The sequence below is a fragment of the Nocardioides carbamazepini genome, assembly GCF_024614185.1.
In the GTDB taxonomy this organism is placed as follows: domain Bacteria; phylum Actinomycetota; class Actinomycetes; order Propionibacteriales; family Nocardioidaceae; genus Nocardioides; species Nocardioides carbamazepini.
Genome location: NZ_JAHTLF010000016.1, coordinates 1,287,239 through 1,307,635, shown reverse-complemented (window position 1 = coordinate 1,307,635; position 20,397 = coordinate 1,287,239). Strand labels below are relative to the sequence as shown.

17 protein-coding genes are annotated in these 20,397 nt (G+C 72.0%); 13 read left to right on the top strand and 4 right to left on the bottom strand.

All coding sequences use genetic code 11. The features are described 5' to 3' along the window. The first annotated feature begins 46 nt into the window (after positions 1-46). Positions 47-628 carry a Uma2 family endonuclease gene (locus KVF89_RS18670; protein ID WP_257427596.1) on the top strand — a complete coding sequence of 194 codons (582 nt, stop codon included), beginning with the start codon at positions 47-49 and terminating at the stop codon, positions 626-628. Between the two features lie 38 nt (positions 629-666). Here KVF89_RS18670 and KVF89_RS18665 read toward each other — a convergent pair whose 3' ends face one another. After that, positions 667-4,239 (bottom strand): HtaA domain-containing protein, encoded by a 3,573-nt coding sequence (locus KVF89_RS18665; protein ID WP_257427595.1) that lies wholly within the window; start codon positions 4,237-4,239, stop codon positions 667-669. A gap of 106 nt (positions 4,240-4,345) precedes the next feature. Next, positions 4,346-4,933, bottom strand: coding sequence for a hypothetical protein (locus KVF89_RS18660; RefSeq protein ID WP_257427594.1), 588 nt, complete (start codon positions 4,931-4,933; stop codon positions 4,346-4,348). Positions 4,934-5,338: 405 nt separating this feature from the next. On the opposite strand from KVF89_RS18660, the gene KVF89_RS18655 reads away from it, so the two are divergent. From KVF89_RS18655 to KVF89_RS18615, 9 genes are all read left to right on the top strand, one after another. Continuing rightward, complete coding sequence (locus KVF89_RS18655; protein WP_257427593.1) at positions 5,339-6,466, top strand: heme/hemin ABC transporter substrate-binding protein; 1,128 nt, start codon at positions 5,339-5,341, stop codon at positions 6,464-6,466. Beyond that, positions 6,463-7,584, top strand: coding sequence for a FecCD family ABC transporter permease (locus KVF89_RS18650; RefSeq protein ID WP_257427592.1), 1,122 nt, complete (start codon positions 6,463-6,465; stop codon positions 7,582-7,584). The genes KVF89_RS18655 and KVF89_RS18650 overlap by 4 nt, the downstream gene beginning before the upstream one ends. Continuing rightward, positions 7,581-8,399: a heme ABC transporter ATP-binding protein gene (locus KVF89_RS18645; protein WP_257427591.1), complete on the top strand. Its 819-nt coding sequence runs from the start codon at positions 7,581-7,583 to the stop codon at positions 8,397-8,399. Before KVF89_RS18650 ends, KVF89_RS18645 begins: the two co-directional genes overlap by 4 nt. Continuing rightward, positions 8,396-9,607, top strand: a complete 1,212-nt coding sequence (locus KVF89_RS18640; protein ID WP_257427590.1) for a hypothetical protein — start codon at positions 8,396-8,398, stop codon at positions 9,605-9,607. The genes KVF89_RS18645 and KVF89_RS18640 overlap by 4 nt, the downstream gene beginning before the upstream one ends. After that, positions 9,604-11,034 (top strand): hypothetical protein, encoded by a 1,431-nt coding sequence (locus KVF89_RS18635; RefSeq protein ID WP_257427589.1) that lies wholly within the window; start codon positions 9,604-9,606, stop codon positions 11,032-11,034. The genes KVF89_RS18640 and KVF89_RS18635 overlap by 4 nt, the downstream gene beginning before the upstream one ends. Next, positions 11,031-12,728: an HtaA domain-containing protein gene (locus tag KVF89_RS18630; protein ID WP_257427588.1), complete on the top strand. Its 1,698-nt coding sequence runs from the start codon at positions 11,031-11,033 to the stop codon at positions 12,726-12,728. Before KVF89_RS18635 ends, KVF89_RS18630 begins: the two co-directional genes overlap by 4 nt. A 98-nt stretch (positions 12,729-12,826) precedes the next feature. Next, entirely contained in the window at positions 12,827-13,393 is a 567-nt protein-coding gene (locus tag KVF89_RS18625; protein ID WP_257427587.1) for a TetR/AcrR family transcriptional regulator, read from the top strand. A 137-nt stretch (positions 13,394-13,530) separates the two neighbouring features. Further along, positions 13,531-14,205, top strand: coding sequence for a biliverdin-producing heme oxygenase (locus KVF89_RS18620; RefSeq protein WP_257427586.1), 675 nt, complete (start codon positions 13,531-13,533; stop codon positions 14,203-14,205). Positions 14,206-14,262: 57 nt separating this feature from the next. After that, positions 14,263-14,838: a VanZ family protein gene (locus KVF89_RS18615; RefSeq protein WP_257427585.1), complete on the top strand. Its 576-nt coding sequence runs from the start codon at positions 14,263-14,265 to the stop codon at positions 14,836-14,838. A 1,382-nt stretch (positions 14,839-16,220) separates the two neighbouring features. On the opposite strand, the gene KVF89_RS18610 is transcribed toward KVF89_RS18615, so the two are convergent. Then, entirely contained in the window at positions 16,221-16,646 is a 426-nt protein-coding gene (locus tag KVF89_RS18610) for an SRPBCC family protein (protein ID WP_257427584.1), read from the bottom strand. A 32-nt stretch (positions 16,647-16,678) separates the two neighbouring features. Between KVF89_RS18610 and KVF89_RS18605 the strand changes: the two genes are divergently transcribed. From KVF89_RS18605 to KVF89_RS18595, 3 genes are read left to right on the top strand one after another with little or no spacing between them, the layout of a single operon-like run. Beyond that, entirely contained in the window at positions 16,679-17,068 is a 390-nt protein-coding gene (locus KVF89_RS18605) for a MerR family transcriptional regulator (RefSeq protein WP_257427583.1), read from the top strand. Between the two features lie 43 nt (positions 17,069-17,111). Continuing rightward, entirely contained in the window at positions 17,112-18,113 is a 1,002-nt protein-coding gene (locus KVF89_RS18600; protein ID WP_257427582.1) for an aldo/keto reductase, read from the top strand. A 20-nt stretch (positions 18,114-18,133) separates the two neighbouring features. Then, positions 18,134-19,813 carry a phospho-sugar mutase gene (locus tag KVF89_RS18595; RefSeq protein WP_257427581.1) on the top strand — a complete coding sequence of 560 codons (1,680 nt, stop codon included), beginning with the start codon at positions 18,134-18,136 and terminating at the stop codon, positions 19,811-19,813. Between the two features lie 4 nt (positions 19,814-19,817). Here KVF89_RS18595 and KVF89_RS18590 read toward each other — a convergent pair whose 3' ends face one another. Further along, complete coding sequence (locus KVF89_RS18590; protein WP_257427580.1) at positions 19,818-20,396, bottom strand: FKBP-type peptidyl-prolyl cis-trans isomerase; 579 nt, start codon at positions 20,394-20,396, stop codon at positions 19,818-19,820. Position 20,397: the final 1 nt, after the last annotated feature.

Below are 20,397 nucleotides of genomic sequence, written 5' to 3'. Positions count from 1 at the left end.
TCGTGCACGCTGGTCGTCATGGAGAACAGGAGGCACCATGGGAGTCATGACCATCGTCCGACCGCCGGCCATGATCGTCGAGCCCGGCGACGTGCTCGTGCGCGTCGGTCCGTACACGCTCGAGGATCTCGACGCGCTGCCGGAGAGCGACTGCCGCTATGAGCTGCTCCAGGGGATTTTGCTGGTCATGGGCGCGCCGACCCGACGCCACCAGCTGATTGTCGGCTCGCTCTACTCCCTCCTGCGGGCCGGTCGTCCGCCGGAACTGCAGGTCATGCTCGCGCCCTTCGACGTCCGGTTCGGCGACGACACGTCCCTGGAGCCCGACCTGATCGTGACCCGGCGCTCGGACCTGGACGAGGATGCACTCCGCGTCGCGCCGCTGCTCGCCGTCGAGGTGCACTCGCCCTCCACCAAGGCCTTCGACCTCGGCCCGAAGAAGGACATCCTCGCGGCGGCGGGCTGCCCGGCGTACTGGACCATCGACCCCGAGCAGCCGGAGCTGACGGTGTGGACCCTCCGCGACGGCGGGTACACCGAGACGGCCCGCGTGGCCGCCCAGGAGACCTGGACGGCCACGGAGCCGTTCACGGTGACGATCACGCCGGCGGACCTGCTCGACCTCTGATTCGGCTGGGCCTGCTCGACGGCTCTCGCCCCGCTTCGCTATCGCCTCCGCTTCTTGACCTTCACCACCACGACGTCACTCGTCGCGGCGACGGTGGTGGCCGTGGGCCGGGCAACAGCGGTCAGGAAGTGCCGGCCCGGACCGAGACGGCGCAGCACCCGCTTGCCGAGCTTGATCGACACCGTCCCGCCCGACGCGACCGTGACCCGCTTGACCCCCAGCACCTTGCCGCCGGCCCGGACCACGATCTGGCCCGAGTACGACGCGACGCCGCGCGGCAGCGTGACCGTGACCGTCGCGGTGGCCTTCCTCCCGACCCGGGCCTTGCCGACCGCGAGCGCCACCGTGGGGACGACCTTCGCTGCCGGCTCCTGGGCCGGGGGACCGGTCGGCTCGGGGCCGGCCGGGTCCACCTCCTCGGCGTCGGTGAAGTCGACGGTGAAGGCAGCCGGCGACTTCTTGGGATCCGCCGTGCCTCCGCTGGAGTACCAGTAGGACGACAGTCCCGTGGCGAGGTGGACGTCCACGAACGGCTGCGGCCAGGCTCCCCAGCCGACGGCGGTCCGGTTCTGCTGAGGCTGGTCGCCCGGGACGTCGATCTCGACCCCCGCGTAGTCCGGGTCGACGGTCACCACACCGGTGGGGTCGACCTCGGCGCCGGCGAACGTCGCCACCGTCACGTCCGGAACCTCGTCCAACGGATGCCGCTCGTTCGGGTTCGACTGGGACGACCCATAGCCGTCCAGGTCCGCCGTCAGCGCCCCGCTGCCGTCGGCAGCCACGGTCAGCACCGGGTCCGAGAGCCAGAACGGCACCAGGCCGTCGTAGAAGTTCACGCTGAACGTGCCCTCCCACTCCACGATCGCCGAGCCGTCGGCCTCCACCTCGGCCGCGCCGCCCGAGAGCCGTACCGTCTGGGTGACCTCGCCGCCGACCTGCGCGGCGCGCGTCGCGTACGTCGCCGCCACCTCGGCGCCGTCGGACGCGACGTGGACGATCTCGACGTCGCCCTCGGCCTGGCGATAGGTGGCCGCGTCCCCGTCGGAGACGCCCGCCGAGAGGTAGTTGGACGAGCCGAACGGCGGACGCGCCTGCAGCTCCTCCGAACCCGACCACTCGAGCACCACCCCGTCCAGCGACAGCCCGCCCTCGGGAACGGACACCCTCGGGTTCACGGTCAGCTCGGCGGTCGAGGAGTAGGTCGTCCCCGCGGCATTGCGCAGCCGCGCCCGGAACAACGACCCCGACTGGTCGACGTTGGCGTCCAGCACCGTCAAGGCGCCCGCGTCGACCGAGAAGTTGTCGTCGTCCTCGACGACCGGCTGCCAGTAGCCGGCCACGCGGCGCTGCCACATGACGACCGGCTCGGGATTGCCGTCGCCCAGGACCCGGAACGTCGCGTCCGCGCCCTCGAGCACAGTCTGCGCGGTCGGCTGGGTCGCGACCACCGGCGGACGGTGCACGGACAGCGTCGCGACATCGGTCGCGAGCGAGCCGACCTCGACCGCGGCGCCCCGGAAGTCCGCCACGGCATTGGACACGACGGCCCGCACCTGGCGACCCTCGACGACCGCGTCGCCGTCGAGGCGCAGGGTGCCGGTCGTGGCACCGGAGATGCCGTCGCCGTCGGCCAGGTCGCTCCATCCGAAGGCGGACCTCTCCTGCCACACGATCGTCGGCTCCGGCGAGCCGGTGGCCTCGACCTCGAACTCGGCGGCGGCGCCGGAGCCCTCGACGACCGCCGCGTCGATCGGCTGGGTGGTGATGGCGGGCGAGGTGAACAGCCGCACACGACGGACGCCGTGCTCATCGGCGACACCGACCCGGCTGCTGTAGCGGTAGATGCCGGTCAACAGGTCGCCGTCGCCGCCGACCGCCATCGGGTGCGCGCTGTAGGCGTAGCCGGGCGCGACCAGGCGGGTGCGTCCTGTCGCTCGCCACTGCGCCGGATCCGCGGCCGAGATGTCGTAGGCACCGACCGGGTTGCCGTCCGTCGTGGTGCCGACCCCTTGGACCCACAGGATCCCGTGCGCCTCGTCCACGACGAGGGACGGCGAGCTGAGCGCGTGCGGCAGCGAGGCGATCTCCGTCCAGCCGTCCGTGACGTCGATCGCTCGGATCGTCCCGTCGGTCAGCGACAAGAACAGGATCCCGTCAGGGGAGAGGTTGACGGCGTCCGGCCCGAACTCCCCGGCGGCAGGAAGGGCGTGCCGAGCGATCGCCGGAGTGTCGGAGCCCAGGGGCACGACGACCACCTGACCAGGCGCGTCCGGGTACCAGAGCAGCGCCTGCCCGCGGTCCCGGTCGAGGATGGCTCGGTTCAGGCCGAAGTCGCCCGCGTGCAGCGACACGCCCTCGGCCCGCGGTGCACCCGGCAGCTCGGCGAGGTTCGCGACCCCCGGTGTGGCCAGGACGCCCGGATACCGGGTGAAGGTATACGCGGGAGCACTCACGGCCTCCCCCTCCGGAGTCCACCGACTGCCGTGCGCGACGCCGTAGACGTCACCGCTGTCGACATCGAAGCCGGACAGCGAGTTGAGGTTCCGGTCGACGGTCCGGTAGGCGGGCGTGCCCCAGCCGTCCTCGGTGCGGGGGATCGCGACCAGCACCGAGCTGGCGAAGCTCGCCGGCTCGAGGCCGAGCGCGCCGGCGGGGACCCGTGCCGACGCCAGCAAGGTGCCGGTCCCCGGGTCGAGGACGAAGGTGCCGATCGTGTGCGGCAAGGTGAGGACCGGCTGCTCGGACAGCAGTCCTCCATGCTCGGCGTCGACGGCCCAGATGGAGGAGTTGGTGCCCGAGTACGAGTTCACCAACGCGTAGAGGATCCCGCGGGCCGGGTCGGCGACGACCTGGGCGATGTAGTCGGTGGCGGCGAGCCCGATGTGCGGCACGAGCCGCTCGACGTCGACCGGCACCCGCGTGCCGGGGCGATCCCAGGTCTCCTCCTCGCTCTGGGCGGGCCAGTCGCCGCTCAGCTGCAGGTTCACCGGGTCGAGGATCGTGCCGCGGCTGTAGAAGTGGGTCAGGGTCCCGTCGCCGGCCATGTCGGCGGCGAACGCCTCGGCCCCCTCGGCGGTCATCGTGGCCGGGATGCCGGTCCACTCGATGGTGCCGTCGCCGACGACCCGCGTGCCACGGGCCAGGTCGAGATCGGCCAGGTCGGCGCGCTCGGTCCGGGTGGCCCGGACCTCCCCTGTCGCGGCGTCGAGGGTCTTGACCGTGATCTCCGCGTTGAGCAGCCCGGCGCCGCCCTCGACGGTCACGACCGGGTCGGCGATCACGATCTCGAAGTTGTGCCCCTGGAAGTTGAAGATCACCTGCCCGTCGGCGTCCGCGGTCAGCGCGCGCTCATCGGGGTCGTAGCCGCCCGAGGCCACCGTCCAGGAGAACGTCCCGTCCGCCTTCTTGACCGCTCCCCCGGCGGCGCTCTGGCCGCTCTTGGGCACGTAGCTGCGGAAGGACTCCTTGAAGCCCCAGTCGAGACTGCCGCCGGAGACGGTGTAACCGGTGTCGGGCTCATCGGCGGTAGCCGGAAGGGAGCCGACGGCGACCAGGCCGGCCACGATGAGGAAGGCGGCCAGCAGGGCCGACAGATGGGAACGTACGCGCATCAGAAGGACTTTCACTCGGCAGGGTTTGTTCGGAACCATGAGGCGGTGAGGAGCGGCCCCGGGATGTCCTTCCCGAGACCCGGAGACCGCTCCTGCACCTGTCACATCACCAGCGGACCTCGATGGCCAGCTCGTCGTTGGGGTTCAGCGGCTGCCCGTGGGCGGTGAAGGTCTGGATGTAGCACTTCTTCTTGCCGCTGTTGGCCGGGTCCGACTCGTCCTTGGTCCAGTCGAACCCGCAGTCCACGGTCAACCCGATGTCGTCGTGGAAGGGGTCGGCGGTGTAGGTCTCCTCCAGGTCGAGGCTGACGCCCGACCAGGTTCCGCCGGGCATCGACGCCTTCGGGACGTAGGCGAAGGAGTTGTACCAGCCCGAGTTGGTGTTGAAGTCGCTCTCCTTGGGTCCGTAGACCACGTACACGCCCACGCCCGCACCGGTGCCGGTGGCGCCGGCATTGCCGGAGTAGCCGGTGCCGCTGACGGCGACCCCGCTCACCGGGCTGGTGCCGCTGACGACGGTGTAGCCACTGTTGGTGCTCAGGTTGGCGTGGTTCGCGGTCAGCGTCGCCGTGCCGTTGGACGTGCTGGGCGTCCCGGCATGGGCACTGGTCGCGGTGAGAGCGACCAGCGCGACCGTGCCGGTCGCGGCGAGGAGCGTCCGCGCCGAACGCCGACGTCGGATCGTGTGCTTCATGGGAAGTGCCTCTCTGTAGATTGGGCACGGCCCCGTCGGCCGCACCGTCTGCACCGCGCGCCACGCGCGCGGCGTACCAGGCCGACGGGTGCTGACCGGGGCGCTGTTCCCTGCGAAAGTTCGGCGCCCCGGTCCACCCTCGCGGCGTTCCCACCGCACGGCCCGGTCTCCCGAGATCCGGCCCGACTGGCGTCGGGTCGTCCGTTCGAGATAAGGTAAGCCTTACCGAATTATCCGACCTCGTCAAGGAAGTCGTTGACAATTCGTCAGAACCTCTCGGCCTTTTCACCTGCCTGAAAGCCCCGCAATAGCAGGAGATTCGGCCGCTGCTTAGGTGAGCCTAAGCTGTGTGTTAGGGTCGGATCGCCCGAGATGTTGACACTCTGACAGCAAAGAGCCGCGTTCATGGTCACCCGCACGTCCCGCCCGTTCCGCCTGCTCGCCCTCGCCGTCGCGGCCCTGACCTTGACCGCCTGCGGAGCGGTCATCGATGGCTCGAAGGGTCACGGCGAGGAGAAGCCGGGCACGACCGTGCCCTCGATCGCCGACGTGACCGCGCTGGACGATCCGCGCGCCTGGCAGGGCGCGGTCGACATCAACCTCCCCGACCCCGAGATCCGGCCCGTCGAGGACGATCCCGCCCCGCAGCTGCCGGCCACCGTGACCGATGCCCAGGGCACCGAGGTCACCGTCACGGACACCAGCCGGATCCTCGCCCTCGACATCTACGGCACGCTGTCGCAGACGGTGTTCGAGCTCGGCCTCGGCGACAGCATCGTGGGGCGCGACGTGTCGTCGGCGTACCGCGAGATCGAGGATCGGCCGCTGGTCACCCAGAACGGGCACGAGCTCAACGCCGAGGCGATCCTCGAGCTCAACCCGAGCGTGCTCATCACCGACACCTCGCTCGGGCCGTGGAACGTCGTGCTGCAGGTCCGCGACGCCGGCATCCCCGTGGTCGTCGTCGACGGGGACCGCACCTTCGACAACCTCGCCTCGCTCACCCAGGAAGTCGCCGACGCGCTGGGCGTCCCCGAGCAGGGCAAGCAGCTCGGCGCCCGGATCACCCAGGAGGCCGACGCCGTGCGGGCCCAGATCGCGAAGGTGGCTCCGCAGGACGTGACCGGTCAGCTGCGCACGATCTTCCTCTACGTCCGGGGTCAGGCCAACGTCTACTACATGTTCGGCAAGGGCTCCGGCGCGGACGCCCTCGTCACCGCGGTCGGCGGCTACGACGTCAGCAACGAGATCGGCTGGGACGGCATGAAGCCGGTCAACGACGAGGGCCTGATCAAGGCGCAGCCCGACGCCGTCGTGATGATGAGCAAGGGCCTGGAGTCCGTCGGCGGGGTCGACGGACTGCTCGAGCAGTTCCCCGCGCTGGCCCAGACCCCCGCGGGCGAGAACCAGCGCATCATCGCGATGGACGACGCACAGATCCTGAGCTTCGGACCGCGCACCGCCGACGTGCTCAACGCCCTCGCCGTGGCGTTCTACGCCCCCGACAGCCTGCCGGCCCAGGATCGGCTGTGACCGCGACCGTTCCCGGTCCCACCGTCCGCTCGGAGCCGGCGGGCGAGCGCGCCACCAGTGCCACGGCCACCGTCGACCGGCGTCGCCGGCGCCGGGTCGTCCTCCTGTACGCCGGCCTCGGCATCGCGCTCGTGGTCGCCGCCCTGGTCGCCGGCGGGTCCGGGCAGCTGTCCATCCCGATCAACGAGATCCTCGGCTCGATCGCCCACCGGATCGGGCTCGACGTGGGCTCGATGCCGAGTCACCCACGGGGCGAGTACACCCTGTGGAACGTCCGGTTCTCCCGGATCGCGATGGCCGTCATCGTCGGCGGGTCCCTGGCCGTCGCCGGTGCGGCGATGCAGGGCGTCTTCGGCAACCCGCTCGCCGAGCCGAGCGTCGTCGGCGTCTCCTCCGGCGCCGCCGTGGCCGCGGCGATCGCCATCGTCTTCAGCCTGCGCTTCGCGGGCGACTGGTCGATCCCGGTCTGCGCGTTCGTCGGCGGCCTGGTCACGACGCTGCTGGTCTATGCGCTGTCCCGCTCCGACGGGCGCACCGAGGTCGTCACCCTGGTCCTCACCGGCATCGCGGTCAACGCGGTCGCCGGTGCCCTCCTCGCGCTGCTCATGTTCGTCGGCGACACCCAGGCCCGGGAGTCGATCGTCTTCTGGCAGCTCGGCAGCCTCAACGGCAGTCGCTGGTCGTACGTCGTCGTGGTCGCTCCGCTGGCCGTGGTCGGTGTGGCGATCGCCCTCGCCTGCGCCCGCAGCCTCGACCTGCTGGCCCTGGGCGAGCGCTCCGCGCGCCACCTCGGCGTCAATGTCGAGCGGCTGCGCATCGTGCTCATCGTCGTGGTCGCCCTGCTCACCGCGGCCGCGGTGAGCTTCTGCGGCATCGTCGCGTTCGTCGGCCTGATCGTGCCCCACCTGGTGCGGATGGTGACCGGTCCGGGCCACCGGGTCCTGCTCGTCGCCTCCTTCCTCGCCGGAGCGCTGGTGCTGATCTGCGCCGACACGGTCGCGCGCACCTTCGTGGCCTACACGGACCTCCCGCTCGGGATGCTGACCTCACTGGTCGGTGGACCGTTCTTCTTCTGGCTGCTGCGCCGCACCCGTCGCACGTCGGGAGGCTGGGCATGAGTCACCCCACCACCAGCAGCGCCGCGCTCACCGCCACCGGCATCACCCTGAGCTTCGGCCGCCGCCCCATCCTCGACGCGGTCGACCTCCAGGTCCGCCGTCGCGAGGTGCTGGCCCTGGTCGGTCCCAACGGTGCCGGGAAGTCCACCCTGCTCTCGGTCCTCGCCGGCGACCTCACCCCCGACCAGGGAGAGGTGATGCTCGAGGGACGCTCGCTCGGGGACTGGAAGCTGCGCGAGATGTCGCGCCGGCGCGCGGTGCTCACCCAGGAGCACCGGATCTCCTTCCCCTTCCCCGCCGTCGACGTCGTCCGGATGGGACGGGCGCCGTGGCGCGGCTGTCCCGAGGAGGACGAGGACGAGCGGGTCGTGGCGGAGTCGATGTCCACGGCCGACATCGAGCACCTGGCCGGCCAGCCGTTCGGGCTCCTGTCCGGAGGCGAGAAGGGCCGCACGTCCTTCGCCCGCATCCTCGCCCAGCGCACCGGCGTACTGCTCCTCGACGAGCCCACGGCCGCCCTCGACATCGGTCACCAGGAGACGGTCCTGGCCCACGCGCGCGGCCAGGCCGCGGCCGGCGCCGCGGTGGTCGTGGTGCTCCACGACCTCAGCCTCGCCGCCGCGTGGTCCGACCGGGTCGCGCTGCTGCACCACGGCCGGGTCACCGCCGAGGGCACACCGCGCGAGGTCTTCACCGCTCCCCTGCTGAGCCTCGTCTACGACCACCCGATCGACGTCCTCACCCATCCCGGCACCGGCGACCTGCTGGTGCTTCCCGACCGGCGCTCGCTCATGTCCCGGGAGGAGACCGCATGAACCCGCACCCGCTCATCAGCCGCCTGGCCGCCCTCGCGCTGCTGACGACCAGCCTGGTCGCCGCGCTGACCGCGACCACCACGACGCCCGCCGCCGCGGCCGCGCGGGTCACCGTGACCAACGATCAGGGCACCGCGGCCGCCGACACGAAGTACCGCACCGAGCTGACCATCAGCGGCAGCGGCTTCCAGGTCGTCAAGGGCGGCTTCGGCGGTGTCTACCTCATGTTCGGCTGGGTCAAGGACCCGCGCGGTGGCTCGTGGAAGCCGTCGAAGGGCGGCGTGACCGGCTCGGACTACCGCTACATCCCCGACAGCGAGAACGCCGCCGACAATCAGGGCTACCTCAAGTTCATCGCCTTCCCCGGCAGCTCGACGGCCGGCGAGGCCAACGCGGTGCTCGGGAAGAACGGCTCCTTCAAGGTGACGCTCACCGTGCCCGGACCGACCTTCCAGAGCGTCGATCGCAGCGGCAAGGTCTCCACCGTCGACTGCACCAAGGTCACCTGCGGCGTCATCACCGTCGGCGCCCACGGCGTGAAGAACCCCGCCAACGAGACGTTCACGCCCGTCCGGTTCGCCAGCGTCTACGGTGCCGAGGCACCGGCCGGGCAGGGCCAGGGGACCACCGGCGCAGCTTCCGGGGCGCCCGAGGCCGCGACGCCCGACCAGACCGCGCCCGACGCCGCCGCACCCGAGGCCGCCGCGGCACCCGATGCCGCCGCACCGACCCCGGGCGGCCCGCCCAAGCTGACCACCGACCGCCTGACCGCCAAGGTCGGCAACACCCTCGCCTTCACCGCGACCGGGTTCCGGCCCGGCGAGCAGGTCCTCGGCGTGCTCGACGATGGGGTGGCCGGCATCGGGCCGATGATCGCCGGACCGTCGGGCGAGGTGGCCGGCATCCTGCCGCTGCCCACGGACCTCGCGCCCGGCACCCACGAGCTGCGCCTCACCGGTGCCGCCACCGGCGGCCAGGCCGCCGAGCGGTTCGCGGTCCGTCCCGCCGACGCCGCGGCCGATCCGTCGACCGCGGCGGCCTCCTCCGACGACGACGGCACGAGCCCGGCCCGGGTCTTCCTGGTCGTCGCGGGCTGCGTGTTCCTCCTGACCCTCCTCGGCCTCGCCCTGCGGCTGCTGCTCCTGCGCCGGCGGCGCCGACCGACGCCCCCGGCCGACCGGCCCTCCCCGGTGGAGGCGACAGCATGAGGCGCGTCGTAGCGGTCCTGCTGGCCGTGTGCTGCGCGGTCCTCGGCGCCGGCGCCCTGCTCTCCGCCGCCACCGCGGCCGACGGGAGCGGCGGGGCGGGCGTCGTACCCGCGGCCGAGAGCACGTCGGCGACCGTGCCGACGGAGCCGACCGAGGTGCCGAGCGAGCCGACGGACGGACCGAGCGGCCCGACGGACGGACCCACCGACGGACCCACCGACGGACCCACCGACCCGACCGCAACGCCCGATCCGATCAGGAAGGTCACGAACGCCGAGTTCCGCTGGGGCGTCAACGACGAGAGCAACAATCGCGCGTTCGCACCCGGCACCTTCAACTTCCTCTCCGCGGGCAAGGCCCCGGACCCCGGGAAGGGAGGCCAGGTGATCAATGCCGAGGGCAAGTGGCCCGCCACCGGCGCGGTGGCGTGGCAGGCGAGCAACGGCGCGGTCCGCATCGAGAAGATCACCACGGCCGGGCGACGCCCGGCCGACCTCGCCGGGCTGAAGACGGATCGCTACGGCGCGGAGCTCGGTAGTGCCACGAGCGGGCGGTTCAGCGAGCACGAGGTCGTCATCACCGGCGGCACGGGCGAGGTCAACCCCGCGACCGGTACGGCCCAGATCGCCTGGAAGGGCTCGTTCACCGTCTTCTACTACTCCGGGATGACCTTCTTCAGCCTCACCGACCCGGTCCTCACGGTCGAGGGCGGCAAGGCGACGGTCACCGCGACCGCCAGCGGCTTCGCCAGCTCGATGGAGGATCAGACCAAGTGGGAGCCGGTGCCCCCCATGCCCGTCACCATCGCCGACCTCGAGAGTGTCGGGGTCCAGCAACTGTCCGCGGCCCAGGGCTTCACGGCGACCGCTAAGTACCTCGGGGTCACCGCTCCCGGATTCCCGCAGGTCGACGGTCCCTACCGCGGCGCATTCCCCGCAGACTTTCTCGGTTTCGTCGACAAGGCCGGCTCGGCCGCCTACTGGTACTCCTCCGGCGGCGCCGGCGACGCCTACAAGGTCGCCAAGCCCGTGACGATCAGCTGGGACGCCGCGAGCGCGATCGTGCCCGACGTACCGGCCGTCGCCCCGCCGAAGGCCGACAAGGGGCCGAAGAACAAGGCCGGCAAGAAGCCCCCCGTCGCGCAGCCGGCAGGGCCTTCGATCCCCGTCGCCCAGCCCGCCGGGCCGGCCCTCCCGGGACAGTCCTTCGCGGCGGCTGCCGGAGCACCGGCCCCCGCGGCTGCCGCCAACCCGGCTCGCTACGAGCCGCCCGTGGCCTACGCCCTCACCTCCTCCCCCACCTCAGGAGAGCGGCCGGATCCGTCCGGTCGCGCCTGGGAGTGGGTCCTCGGATCCCTCCTGCTGCTCGGAGCCGTCGGGATCACCGTGTCCGCACCCCTGATGAAACTCCTGAAAGGAACCCGATGAAGAGCGCACGTAGAGGAATCGCCGGCATCGCCGCCGCTGCCCTCACCGCCACCGGACTGTCCGTCCTCGGCGTGGCCACCGCCCCCTCAGCCCATGCCGAGGCGGTCAGCGTCGACAACGCCGTCTTCCGCTGGGGCATCAACAAGGAGTCCGGCAGCGCCGGCTTCGCGCCCGGCACCTGGAACCTGATGTCCGCCGGCAAGGTCGGCAACCCCGGAGCCGGTGGCCAGACGCTCAAGACCGCCGACAACGGCGCGACCTGGAGCAACGGCGCTGCTGCGAACTGGACCAACACCGTCGGCAACGTCACCGTCGAGGACCTCCAGTCCGGCGGCGGCTACGCGCCCACCTCCTTCCTCGGCACCCGCCAGAACGCCGCGGGCGAGAACGGAACCACGGCCAATGGCCAGTACGGCGAGAACGAGCTCGTCTTCCGCAACGGCACCGGCACGATCGACAGTGCCGCCAACACCGCCTCTGTCCAGTGGGACGGCGATGCCACGATCCTCTACTACTCAGGCATGACGTTCTTCTACGTCTCCGATCCCAAGCTCACCGTCAACCCCGACGGCTCGGGGTCGGTGACCGCGACGGTCGACGGCTACGCCTCCGACATGAACAACCTCGGCGCCTGGACCGACCTCGCCGACGAGCAGGTCACTCTGGCCACGCTGTCCGATGTCGACGTCGACGATCTCGGCCTCACCACGACCCCGGACTACCTGGAGGTTGAGTACGACGCCTCCAGCGACGCCACGCCACAGTCGCGTACCGGCGTGAACTGGGGATCGTTCCCGCAGAGCTTCGTCGACTTCGCCCAGAAGACCGGGGCCGGCTCGTACTGGTACTCCTCGGGCGGCGGCGCCGACGCACGCAAGCCCACGCTGCCGCTCTCGGTCTCCTTCGCCGATGCTCCGGCGGTCTCCCTCTCCGCGGAGTCCGTTCCCACGACCGGCGAGCACCAGGTCACCGTGACCGGCACCGGCTTCGACCCGTCCCTGTCGGGCGCGCCGGCGAACCCGCCGGGCCTCTCGAGTGGCGGCGTCTACGTGGCACTCGGACGCTTCTCCAACGTCTGGCGCCCTTCGGGGAGCGGCACCGGACGCGACAACCTCACTCAGAAGTGGGCACTTCCGCCGTCGGACCACAGCAACCCCGCGCTCGCATCGCAGGTGGGCAGCCTGGTCGCGCTCGACGCGACCGGGCGCTTCGAGGTGACCTTCACCGTCTCGAAGGCGGCGTTCGACGCCTTCGCCGCGAACCCCGGCGGCATGACCGGCGTGTTCACCTACACCCGCAAGACCAACCTGCCCTCGTTCGAGACGTACTCGCCGATCACCTTCGCCGCTGAGCAGCCCCAGCCGGAGCCGAAGCCCGAGCCCCAGAAGCCGACCCCCTCGGCCACCGTGGCCCTGGCGAAGAAGCCCAACGCCAAGGGCAAGAAGGGCTCGGTCACGATCTCCTCGACCGGGCTCGCCGGCCAGCAGGTGACGGTCGTCGTCAAGCAGACCAAGCCGAAGCCCGTGGGCAAGAAGGCGAAGAAGAAGGCCACCAAGACGATCACGGTGACCATCGACGCCTCCGGCACCACCACCGTGGCTCTGCCGAAGCTCGGCAAGGGCACGCACAAGGTCACGGTCACCTACCCCGGCGGCTCGTCGGTCACGAAGGTGAAGGTGAAGGGCAAGAAGTAGTCGACGCCCGACACGTCCGGGGGTGTGCCCGCCGCGAGGCGGGCGCACCCCCGCTCCCCGTTCATCAGCCGACGCCTTCTCGCCCCTAGGATCGACCTGTGCCGAAGATCGCCGCAGAGACCGTTCCCGCCCATCGTGACCTGGTCCGGCGGCGGATCTTCGACGCCTTCGCGACGCTCATGGACGAGCGGAGCTTCGACGCGATCACCATGGCGCAGATCGCCTCCCGCGCCGACATCGGCCGCACCGCGATCTACCACCACTTCCGGGACAAGGAGGCGGTCGTCGTCGCCTTCGCCACGGAGGAGACCCAGCACTACCTCGCCGACCTGCGCCGCGATCTCGACCTGGTGCCCGACCCGGTCGCGAAGATCCGGGTCTACCTGCGCCACCAGCTCCAGGCCGGCCAGCAGTTCCACACGGGGATGGGCGGGATCCTCTATCACCTCCTGTCCGAGGAGGCGATGGAGAAGATCCACGACCACGTCGCCGCCGTCGAGGAGGTCCTGGAGGAGATCCTCGACCAGGGCATCGCCGAGGGCGCGTTCCGGGTCTCCGACCGCAAGTCCGCGATCTCGCTCCTCCACGCGGCGCTGGCCACCCGCCAGCTGCCCGTGGCCGCCGTCGAGGAGTTCGTGCTCCGCGGCCTCGGCCACATGGGTTGACAGGCGCTTCCCGCCCCCGGAGCATGGAACTTAGGTAAACCTAAGGAAAAGTGGGCTCCGCGTATTGACAGGTGGCCCCCATCTTCCTGACACTTAGTCAGCAAGATGCCACCGTCACCTCCCGAGGAGCTGCTGCCATGTCCGTCGCCACCACCGTCCGCGACGAGGACCTGACCCTGTCGACCGCCATGCGCGAGGGCTCGCGCGCCGAGCACCAGGCGGCCGAGGGCTCGACGTTCATGGCCGAGCTGCTCGAGGGCAAGCTGACCGCCGAGGCGTACGCCGACCTCCTGCTGCGCCTGCGCCGTGTCTACGCCGCGCTCGAGGAGGTCATCGCCGACCACCGCGACGAGGCGATCGTCGCCGCCGTCCACGACTCTGCGCTCGACCGGCTCGCCGCCATCGACGCCGATCTCGCCCACTGGGCCCCCGGCATCGACCCCGAGCAGGTCGACTCCCCCGCCGCGGCGGCGTACGTCGAGCGGATCCGCGCCGCCGGCGCGTGGGGCGGCCTGTTGGTCGCGCACCACTACACCCGCTACCTCGGCGACCTCTCCGGCGGCCAGGTGATCGGCCGAGTGCTGCAGCGCACCTTCGACCTGCCCGAGGACACCGGCGTCAGCTTCTACGAGTTCGCCGAGATCCCGAAGCCGAAGCCCTACAAGGACGGCTACCGCGCCCGCCTCGACGCCCTCGACCTCACGCCCGACGAGGTCGCCCGGATCGTCGACGAGGTGCGCGCCGTGTTCAGCCTCAACCAGGCGCTGTTCGACGAGCTCGGCGGGCAGATCGAGCGCTACCGCGCCGCCTGACCCGACTCCCCCGGGCGGCGTCGCGTCGTTGGGCGGTCCTGGCTAGCCTCTGGCCCCATGGTGGGGTTCGGGGGCACCGGGGTCATGCTGCTCGGGATCGGGGGCGCGGCACTCGCCTGCGGACTCCTCGCCCTGGTCCTGGTCCGTCCGATCGGCTGGGTGTCCGCGATCGCGATCGCCGGCTTCCTGTGGTCCGTCGCCGTCATCGCCCTGGTGACGCTGGTCCCGACGTCCCCGGACACGGGCATCGTCCCCGCCGAGACCCGGATGACCTCCTGCTCCTGGGACATCGGCGGTCCCGCACCCGACGGCTTCTGGATCTTCGAGTCCGGACAGCGCACCCTCAACACCGCCCTGTTCGTCCCCTCGGGGATCCTCCTCGTACTCTCCGTCGCCCGGTGGCGGGCCGGCTGGGTCCTCGCCCCCGTCGGTCTGGTCGGCCTGGTCGGCTACTCCGCGCTGATCGAGGCGACCCAGCTCGAGCTCGCCCGGATCGACCGTGCCTGCGATGTCACCGACATCGTCGACAACGCCACCGGCGCCGTGTTCGGCGCGGCCGTGGGCGTCGTACTGGTGCTGGTGCTGCGGCCCTGGCGGCACCGCCGGCGCCAACGGTCCGTCCACCTCGGCTGATCGACAGCGATCCGATCAAGCAGGTTGATCGGATCGCTGTCGTTGTCGCTGGCCGCAGGAGATCCAGGCTCCCCTCCACAGGCTCGGAAGGCCCAGGTGTGTGCTCGGGGTGTCTCGGGGAGACCGGCCGCCATGGATACCGTCGACCGTCTCCTCGACCTCCAGGAGGGCGTGATCGCCCGCCGCCAGGCGCTGGCCTGCGGTCAGACCCCGACCGATGTCGCCCGGCGGCTCCGGCGACGGGAGTGGGCGGCGGTCCATCCGGGGGTCTATGTCAACCACACCGGTCCTCTCACGTGGCGACAGCGCGCCTGGGCAGCGGTCCTCGCCTGCGGGCACGCGGCCCTGGACGGCTGGTCCGCGATCCGGGCGCACGAGGGTCCGGGACGCCGCCATCGCGACGGATCGGGGCCGATCGACGTCGTCCTCCCCCGCGGCCACCGCCCCGCTCCCCTGGCGGGCGTACGGGTGCGAGAGTCGCGCACCTTCGACGAGTCGGCGCAGCTGCACCTGAGCCCTCCCCGCCTGCGGTACGACGACGCGATCATCGGGCTGGCCGACCGGGCCAGCCATGACCTGGAGCGCGTCGCGATCCTCGCGGATGCCTGCGGTGGCCGCCGGACCACCGCGGGCCGCCTTCTCTCCCGGATCGAGCAGCTGTCCCGCCTGCGCCACCGGGCGCTCATGACCGCCGTCCTCGCCGACGCCGCCGAGGGCACGCGCTCCGTCCTCGAGCACGCCTACCTCGTCCGGGTGGAGCGTGCGCACGGACTCCCGCGCGGGCTGAGGCAGGTCGTGGCCCAGGGCGCAGACGGCAGGAGGATGTACCGCGACGTCGTCTACGGCGGGCGCTCACCGCGATGGCGGCAGGTCGTCGAGCTGGACGGACGCCTCGGGCACGACTCGACCACCGACCGGGATCGGGACCTCGAGCGCGATCTCGATGCCGCGCTGGAGCGGGCCGACACCGTACGACTTGGATACGGACAGGTGCTGGCACGCCCGTGCGCCACCGCCGCCAAGATGGGGCGACTACTCCGGATGCGAGGCTGGACCGGGCAGGCCACGACCTGTCCGGCGTGCCGCACCGACGAGCGACCGCGATCCCCTCCAGCAGGGTGGTCGGGTCGCGGTCGCTCACCGCCCGACAGCCCCCCCCGCCCCGCCGCCGGCCCACAACCGGCGAAGGGTACCACCCAGCCACCGCCCGGCGGCGGACGCCGCCCCCCCCCCCCCCCCCCCCCCCCCCCCCCCCCCCCCCCCCCCCCCCCCCCCCCCCCCCCCCCCCCCCCCCCCCCCCACCCCCCCCCCTCCCCCCCCCGCCCCCGTGCCGTTCTGACCGCCCCCGAGCCTATAAAGCCGGTTGATCGGCCCGCTGACGATCACCTCCAGACTGACAGCCCGGCCCGGCAGCCGGCCATCATCCGGCGATGGTTCCAGACCAGCAACGGCCGGGCGGCGTACGACGCCAGCGCGAGCGCGCCCCGGACCGTCACCTCCTGTGCGAAGTCCAGCCGGGTGCCGGACCCCACGGTCGTCAGCGTGAACCGGGCGAAGCCGTCGAGATCGCCGCTGATCGCGACCTCGACGACCGGCGGGGTGCGGGAGACCGCGTCCAGCACCAGGTCGAGGGTGTAGGGCAGCGTGGAGCGGCAGCGCACCCGGGCGGTGTCGGGCCCGAGCTTCGCGACGGCCCGCACCTGCGGCCACCAGCGTGGGTAGTGCTCGAGGTCGACCAGCGTGGCGGCGACCTCGGCGACGGGGGCGGCGACCACCCAGGCGTCGGAGAACGCGAACGACCGGCGCACCGCTCCATCATGCCCCGAGCAAGACTGGGGGCATGCCGAGCACCGGACAGACCATCGCCGACGCGGCCGCGACCCTCGGGCTCACCGCCGACACGCTGCGCTACTACGAGAAGGACGGGCTGCTGCTGCGCGCGGTCCCCCGTGACCCGAGCGGCCACCGGCGCTACGAGACCGCCGACCTGCGCTGGATCGAGCTGGTGACCCGGCTGCGCTCGACCGGGATGCCGATCCGCGACGTGCGCCGCTACGCCGAGCTCGTGCGCGCCGGGGAGGGCAACGAGCACGAGCGGCTGGCGCTGCTCCAGGCGCACCGCGAGGAGGTGCTGCGCCAGCTCGCCGAGGTCACCGCGCACCTCGGGGCGATCGAGTACAAGATCGGGAGCTACGAGGACCGGCTGCTGCAGCTGGAGCGGAGTGCCTGACCGGGCTTGACCTGGAGCGCACTCCAGGGTCTTCGATGGGGACATGACCAACCCGACCCGCACCCTCGGCACGACGTCCCCGCTGACGGTCTCCGCCCTCGGCCTCGGCTGCATGGGCATGTCCGACTTCTACGGCAGCCCCGACGAGGCCGGCGGCATCGCGACCATCCACCGGGCGCTCGACCTCGGCGTCACCTTCCTCGACACCGCCGACATGTACGGCCCCTTCACCAACGAGCAGCTCGTCGGCAAGGCGATCGCCGCCGGCTCGCACAGGCGCGACGAGGTCCAGCTCGCGACCAAGTTCGGGATCCAGCGCGACCCCGACGGCAGCCGGCGGGGGATCAACGGCCGCCCGGAGTACGTGCGCGCTGCCTGCGACGCCTCACTCGGCCGCCTCGGCGTCGACCACATCGACCTCTACTACCAGCACCGCGTCGACCCCGACGTCCCGATCGAGGAGACCGTCGGCGCCATGAAGGAGCTCGTCGAGGCCGGCAAGGTCCGCCACCTCGGCCTCTCCGAGGCCTCGGCCGAGACGATCCGCCGGGCGCACGCCGTGCACCCGATCACCGCACTGCAGACGGAGTACTCGCTGTTCTCACGCGACCTCGAGGACACCATCCTGCCGACCCTGCGCGAGCTCGGCATCGGCCTGGTCCCCTACTCCCCACTGGGCCGCGGCATCCTCACCGGCACCGTCGGCGCGGAGGGATGGGCGTCGACCGACAGCCGCGCGACGGCGTACTTCCCGCGGTTCCAGGGCGACAACCTGGCCACCAACCTGTCCCTGGTCGACCAGGTCCGCGCGCTCGCCGACCGGCACGGCTGCACGCCCGGCCAGCTCGCACTGGCCTGGGTCCTCGCGCAGGGCGAGGACGTGGCACCGATCCCCGGCACCAAGCGGGTCGCCTACCTCGAGGAGAACGCGGGAGCGCGCGCCGTCGAGCTGAGCGCCGACGACCTCGCCGCGCTGGCCGTGGCGGTCCCCCGGGACGCGGTCGCCGGCGACCGGTACGGCGACATGAGCTCGGTCAACGGCTGACACCCCGCTACCGTGGGCCGGTGACCACGCCTGACACCGACGTCCTGCTCGCCCGGGCCCAGTCCTGGCTCGCCGAGGATCCGGACGCGTACACCCGCGACGAGCTCGTCCGGGTGATCGCCGCGGTCGAGGCGGGCGATGCGAGCGCCCGCGCCGACCTCGCCGACCGCTTCCGCGGCACGCTGGAGTTCGGTACGGCGGGCCTGCGCGGCGCGCTCGGCGCCGGGCCCAACCGGATGAACCGGATCGTCGTCATCCGCGCCGCGGCCGGCCTGGCGGCGTACCTCCGCGACACGGGGGCCACCCCCGGCACCCCCGTCGTCATCGGGTACGACGCCCGGCACAACTCGGACGTGTTCGCCCGGGACACCGCGGAGGTGATGGCGGGGGCGGGTCTCCGGCCGCTGCTGCTCCCCCGCCCACTGCCGACGCCGCTGCTGGCGTTCGCGATCCGCGAGCTCGGCTGCGCCGCCGGGATCATGGTGACGGCGAGCCACAACCCGCCGCAGGACAACGGGTACAAGGTCTACCTCGGCGACGGCAGCCAGATCGTGCCGCCGGCCGACAGTGGGATCGCGGCGCGCATCACCGCTGTCGGCAGCCTCGAGTCGGTGCCGCGGGTGCCGCTGGAGTCGACGGGCGGCCGGATCCTCGACAACGGCATCGTCGATGCCTACCTCGACACCGTCGCGGCGATCGCCGGGGACGGCCCACGGGACCTCACGATCGTCTACACGCCGCTGCACGGCGTCGGGGGCGGCGCACTGCCGACGGTGCTGGAGAACGCGGGCTTCGACTCGCCCCAGGTCGTCGCCGAGCAGGAGGAGCCGGACCCGGACTTCCCGACCGTCGCGTTCCCGAACCCGGAGGAGCCCGGTGCCATCGACCGCGCTGTCGCGCTCGCGCAGCGGACCGGTGCCGACATCGTGATCGCCAACGACCCGGACGCCGACCGCTGCGCCGCCGCCGTCCCCGACGCCGCGGCGGAGAGCGGGTGGCGGATGCTGCGCGGTGACGAGGTCGGCGCACTGCTGGCCGACCACCTGTTGCGTGCCGGTCGCTCGGGGGTCTACGCCACGTCGATCGTGTCCTCCTCGCTGCTCGGCACGATGGCGCGCGCGGCCGGCCAGCGGTACGCCGAGACGCTCACCGGGTTCAAGTGGATCGGCCGACTGCCCGAGCTGGTCTTCGGCTACGAGGAGGCGCTCGGCTACTGCGTCGACCCGGAGCACGTCTCGGACAAGGACGGCGTCTCGGCGGCACTGCTGCTGTGCGAGATCGCGGCCGAGGCCAAGGCCGCCGGCCGCGGGCTGCCCGACCTGCTCGACGACATCGCCGTCACCCACGGGCTGCACGCGACCGACCAGCTGTCGGTGCGGGTCACCGACCTCGGGGAGATCGCCAACGCGATGGAGCGACTGCGCGGCGCGCCCCCGGCGACCCTCGGTGGGTCCGCGGTCACCGCGGCCGACGACCTGGCCGCGGGCTCGGCCGATCTGCCGCCGACCGACGGGCTGCGCTACCGCACCGAGGACGGCAGCCGGGTCGTCGTCCGCCCGAGCGGCACCGAGCCCAAGCTCAAGTGCTATCTCGAGGTCGTCGTCCCGGTCGTCGACGGCGACGTCGCCACCGCGCGCGCCGAGGCCGCCACCCGGCTCACCGCGCTCCGCGCCGACATCGCGGTGGCCGCGGGGATCTGACGCGTCAGCTGACGGAGACCGCGTCGACCACGAACACCAACGTCTCGTCGGGCGCGATGCCGTTGCCGCCCTGGCCGTAGCCCAGGTCCGGCGGGACGACGAGCAGACGACGGGTGCCCTTCTGGACGCCGATCAGGCCCTGGTTCCAACCGTCGATGACCGGGGCGTTGCCCAGGTCCTCCAGCGGGAAGGTCTGCCCGCGCTCGAAGGAGCTGTCGAGCACCTGCTTGTCGGACCAGGTCACCAGGTGGTAGTTCGTCTCCACCGTGTCGCCGGTCTCCGCGGCCGGGCCCGTGCCGGTCACGAGGTCCTTGGAGAGCAGCGTGGCCGGCGGGGTGCAGTCGTCGGGGATGGTGATGGTCGGCGCGCTGCCGACCTCCCCCTCGACCACGATGTCGTCGACGGTGCACTCCTCGCCGGACGCCGCCGGGGCGTCCGCCGAGGGGCTGGTCGAGGGGCTGGTCGAGGAGCCGGCCGACGACGTGTCGGAGGCCTTGTCCTCCCCCGAGTCACCGCACGCACTGGTGGCGAGGACGGACAGGGACACGACAGCGGCGGCGACGAGCCTGGCGGGGGTCTGCATG